This is a genomic window from Oleiphilus sp. HI0117 (assembly GCF_001635235.1).
This window is the reverse complement of the sequence record NZ_LWGA01000963.1, coordinates 1-4,089: the sequence shown is the minus strand read 5'-3', so window position 1 is coordinate 4,089 and position 4,089 is coordinate 1. Positions and strand designations below refer to the sequence as shown.

The 4,089-nt window shown below is 45.3% G+C and carries 5 protein-coding genes; 3 read left to right on the top strand and 2 right to left on the bottom strand.

Going from position 1 to position 4,089, the window contains the following annotated elements; translation table 11 throughout:
* Positions 1-2,053, bottom strand: a 2,053-nt coding sequence (gene dnaE / locus A3757_RS17245; protein ID WP_156506384.1) for a DNA polymerase III subunit alpha, incomplete at its 3' end; no start/stop codon positions are given.
* Between the two features lie 113 nt (positions 2,054-2,166).
* Between dnaE and A3757_RS17240 the strand changes: the two genes are divergently transcribed.
* Positions 2,167-2,622 (top strand): CoA-binding protein, encoded by a 456-nt coding sequence (locus A3757_RS17240; protein ID WP_231872309.1) that lies wholly within the window; start codon positions 2,167-2,169, stop codon positions 2,620-2,622.
* Positions 2,623-2,655: 33 nt separating this feature from the next.
* Here the strand turns inward: A3757_RS17240 and A3757_RS17235 are convergent, their stop codons facing one another.
* Entirely contained in the window at positions 2,656-3,096 is a 441-nt protein-coding gene (locus A3757_RS17235) for a TlpA disulfide reductase family protein (protein WP_068511449.1), read from the bottom strand.
* 54 nt (positions 3,097-3,150) lie between these two features.
* On the opposite strand from A3757_RS17235, the gene arsC reads away from it, so the two are divergent.
* Complete coding sequence (gene arsC, locus A3757_RS17230) at positions 3,151-3,504, top strand: arsenate reductase (glutaredoxin) (protein WP_068511451.1); 354 nt, start codon at positions 3,151-3,153, stop codon at positions 3,502-3,504.
* A gap of 95 nt (positions 3,505-3,599) precedes the next feature.
* A complete protein-coding gene (locus A3757_RS17225; RefSeq protein ID WP_068511453.1) occupies positions 3,600-3,980 on the top strand; it encodes a DUF2069 domain-containing protein in 381 nt (126 codons plus the stop codon).
* Positions 3,981-4,089: the final 109 nt, after the last annotated feature.

Below are 4,089 nucleotides of genomic sequence, written 5' to 3'. Positions count from 1 at the left end.
CACCGTAAGTCGGTTCTAGAATGCCTTTCAGACTCTCATGCTGAAAGTCAGGATGAGGATAGGCTACTTCTGCCCGCCCATGCTTACGGTTGATAAAGTCATCAACCATGCCTGACTCCAAAGGCCCCGGTCTAAATAGTGCAACCAGTGCGATCATATCTTCAAGGTTGTCTGGCTGAAGTCGACGAATCAAGTCTTTCATACCACGGGATTCCAGCTGGAATACCGCCGTTGTTTCTGCTGACTTCAGCAATTCAAAAGAGGGCCTATCATCCAGTGGGATATGGTCAATATTAATAGGCTCTTTACCTTTCGCTGCCAAGCGAGGGTTAATCATCTTCAAAGCCCAGTCAACGATAGTTAGAGTACGAAGCCCCAAGAAGTCGAACTTAACCAGGCCTGCATCTTCAACATCATTTTTATCGAACTGGGTAACCAGGCCACCGCCTTCTTCATCACAATAAAGTGCAGCAAAGTCTGTCAGTTTAGTCGGTGCGATAACAACACCACCGGCGTGCTTACCGACGTTACGCGTAATCCCTTCTAGACAGACAGCCATTTCCCAGATCTCCTGGGCTTCTTCGTCTTCATCAAGAAAAGTTTTTAAGGTCGGTTCCTGCTCAATCGCCTTTGACAAAGTCATGCCGATTTCGAAAGGAATCATCTTCGAAAGCCGGTCAGCCAAACCGTAAGATTTACCCTGCACACGCGCAACATCTCGCACCACAGCCTTTGCTGCCATCGTACCAAAGGTAATAATCTGCGATACCGCATCCCTGCCGTAATGATCAGCAACATAAGAGATAACCCGGTCTCGCCCATCCATACAGAAGTCAACGTCAAAGTCAGGCATCGAGACACGTTCCGGGTTCAAGAAACGTTCGAATAGTAGATCGTATTGCAAGGGATCCAGGTCGGTAATTTTCAATACATATGCAACAAGTGAACCAGCACCTGAACCACGACCCGGGCCAACAGGGATATCATGATCCTTCGCCCATTTAATAAAGTCCATTACGATCAGAAAATAGCCGGGAAACCCCATCTGAAGAATGATATCGAGTTCAAATTTCAAGCGATCCAGATAAGGTTTTCGCCGTTCCTCAAGCTCGTCTTCAGGACAATTAGCCAAAATTACTTTTAAGCGCTCATCCAGGTCGTCATGACAAAGCTTGCGAAAAAACTCATCCATTGTCATGCCTTCAGGCACGGGATATTGAGGCAGAAAGTACTCGCCCAAACGAATTTCCACATTGCAGCGTTTAGCGATTTCTATCGTGTTTTCAACGGCCTCGGGAATATCTTCGAATAAGGCCAACATCTCGTCAGCACTTTTAAGGTACTGAGCGTCACTATAGAGCTTTTCCCGGTTTGGGTTATCGAGTGTTTCACCGTCTGAAATACAAACCCTGGCTTCGTGAGCCTCAAAATCAGACTCAGCCAGAAATTGCACATCGTTTGTCGCAACAACCGGACACGATAACTTCTCGGCTAGCGCAACACTCAGATGAACGCATTCCTCATCATTAGGGCGATTAGTACGCTGAAGTTCAAGGTAGAAACTATCAGAAAAAACCGACATCCAGTGCTCCAAGAGCTCAACAGCAAGGTCTTCTCTCCCAGCCAACAAAGCACGGCCAATTTCTCCATCTTTCGCACCGGACAAAACAATCAGACCTTCTGATGCTTCCTTCAACCACTCTTTCGTGATGACCGCTTTGCCATAATCTTGCCCTTCAGTAAAACCCTTCGAGACCAACTCGGTCATATTAAGGTAACCCTTGTCAGTCTTTGCCAACAAGGTAAGACGGCTTGGATTGTCTGGCTCACTTTCGTTTTCGAGCCAAATATCAACCCCGGCGATCGGTTTGATACCAGAACCGCGCGTAGACTTATAGAACTTGACGAGTGCACACAGGTTAGATTGATCAGTGATCGCGACCGCCGGAAACTCCTCATCGACCAACTGTTTAATCAGCGGTTTGATCCTTACCAAACCGTTGGTAAGGGAGAATTCAGTATGTAACTTGAGATGAACAAATTTTGCTGGCATGAGGTATCGCGATGACATATTGTAGGAGCTGAGATGTTAGCATGACTTAAGGCCTTGTCGAAGCATCTTAGCGCTTATTTTTTACGACTTTAATTCCCGTATCAGACGCATTGGTGAACCTTATCAAAACACAATTTAACCACAACCAGTTGATAGATCTACTCAACTCAGTTGAAACAATTGCCTTAGTTGGTGCCAGTCAAAAACCCGAAAGACCAAGTAATGAAGTCATGAACTTCTTGCAAAACAAAGGTTTCAAAATCACACCGATTAACCCAGACCTAGAAGGCCAGAATCTGTTAGGTGAAACGGTAATCAAAAACATCACCAAGCTGCCCATTAAGGTCGACATGGTCGATATTTTTAGAAACTCTGAAGCCGCTGCATCGATATGTGACGAAGTGCTAGCACTTCCGAAAACTCTACAACCCAAGGTTGTTTGGATGCAGATTGGCGTCATCAATGAAACTGCTGCAGCCAAGTTACGTGCAGCAGGAATATCAGTGGTGATGGACAGGTGCCCTAAACGGGTAATCCAAGAAGCAGAGCGCGTATCAACTCTGGCTTAACAATATTTGAGCTCAGAGTAAAAACAGCTACTTTTACTCCAAGCCTAAATGCCTATTGATCGACTCTGCCGTTTGCGGCCCCATTAACCACTTAACAAACTTCCCCTGCTTGTTTATTAACATTGTCGCTGGCAGGCCACTCGGCAATTTCTGAGAAAACATGCTAGACGGGTCTGCATCAAGCACCGGAAAATCTATTCCCAACCGCTTAACCTTGCTATCCAAGAGCTCTCCTTTCGCTTTATCGAAGTCAAAACCCAGAACCTGGAAGGCCTCACCTTTATTTAACTTGTTCAATTCTGGTAATTCATCGAGACAGGGCCGGCACCATTCTGCCCAGTAATTGATTAATAGCCACTGCCCCTTATATGAGTTTAGCGCTTGCTGGCGACCATCAGAAAAGACGAAAACAGATTCAGAGCAGGCACTTAGAAAAAGAAACAATACAAAGGGCAAAAGTGTTTTTATTCTCAAGCCTGACTCCTGTTACAATATGCCATCTAATTTTACCACGCTGGACGATTAACTATGACCGACACGATACAAATATACCACAATCCTCGCTGCTCTAAATCACGCCAAACCTTAGCGCTTATCGAAGAGAAAGGCATCCAGCCTGAAATTGTTCTGTATTTAGATGATACGCCAGACGCCAAAAAAATCTCAGAGATACTTGGTAAGTTAGGCATTGGCGCCCGCGAACTTCTTCGCAAAGGTGAGCAAGCTTACAAAGACAACGAGCTAGCAGATAAAACACTTAGCGACGCCCAATTAATTGACGCGATGACGAAATTCCCAAAGCTCATCGAACGCCCTATTGTCATTAAAGGCGACAAAGCAGTTCTGGGTCGCCCACCAGAAAACGTACTCGAACTTATATAAACGATATATGCTTCGAAGCGCCCTCTACGGTATAAGTTTGAGGGTGAAGTCGGACTGTCGACACCAAGCTCACCTCAATTGTAATGGAACACCGAATGTCTCAAACACCACAGCGCCCAAGAAAAAACGTAGTCGCCTACTGCATTACTTGGGCTTCCTACCTTTTACTTATTCTAATGATGATCATCACCAGCCTTCCAAGCTACCTACCCGAAGGAAGCTCACCCTGGGTCGTCGTAAGCGTCAAACTCTCCCCATTGCTGATCATTCTGCCTGGCTTAATTAAAGATAGCCTGCGTTCATATACGTGGCTTTGTTTTATCGTTTTATTCTATTTTACTCAAGCAGTTGTCGAAGCCTTTCTATCTCAAGGCGCAGGCTTAGACCTGGTTATCACTTTATTAACCGTCAACATCTTTTTATCTGCTATGTTTTATATAAAGTGGGAACGCGCTCTGGGCCGAGCGCTATTCTAGATTAGCTAACTAATCAGTTAGCTTTAGTTACATGAGAGTAAACCTTAATGCAGCAGCAATTTTCACATTCTGAGCCACTCACTTTCGGGCAAATCGTTCACCAATTGCA

Excerpts from the sequence above, each read along its gene's own strand:
- arsC (WP_068511451.1), top strand. The coding sequence starts at position 3,151 with ATGACCGACACGATACAAATATACCACAATCCTCGCTGCTCTAAATCA.
- A3757_RS17225 (WP_068511453.1), top strand. The coding sequence starts at position 3,600 with ATGTCTCAAACACCACAGCGCCCAAGAAAAAACGTAGTCGCCTACTGC.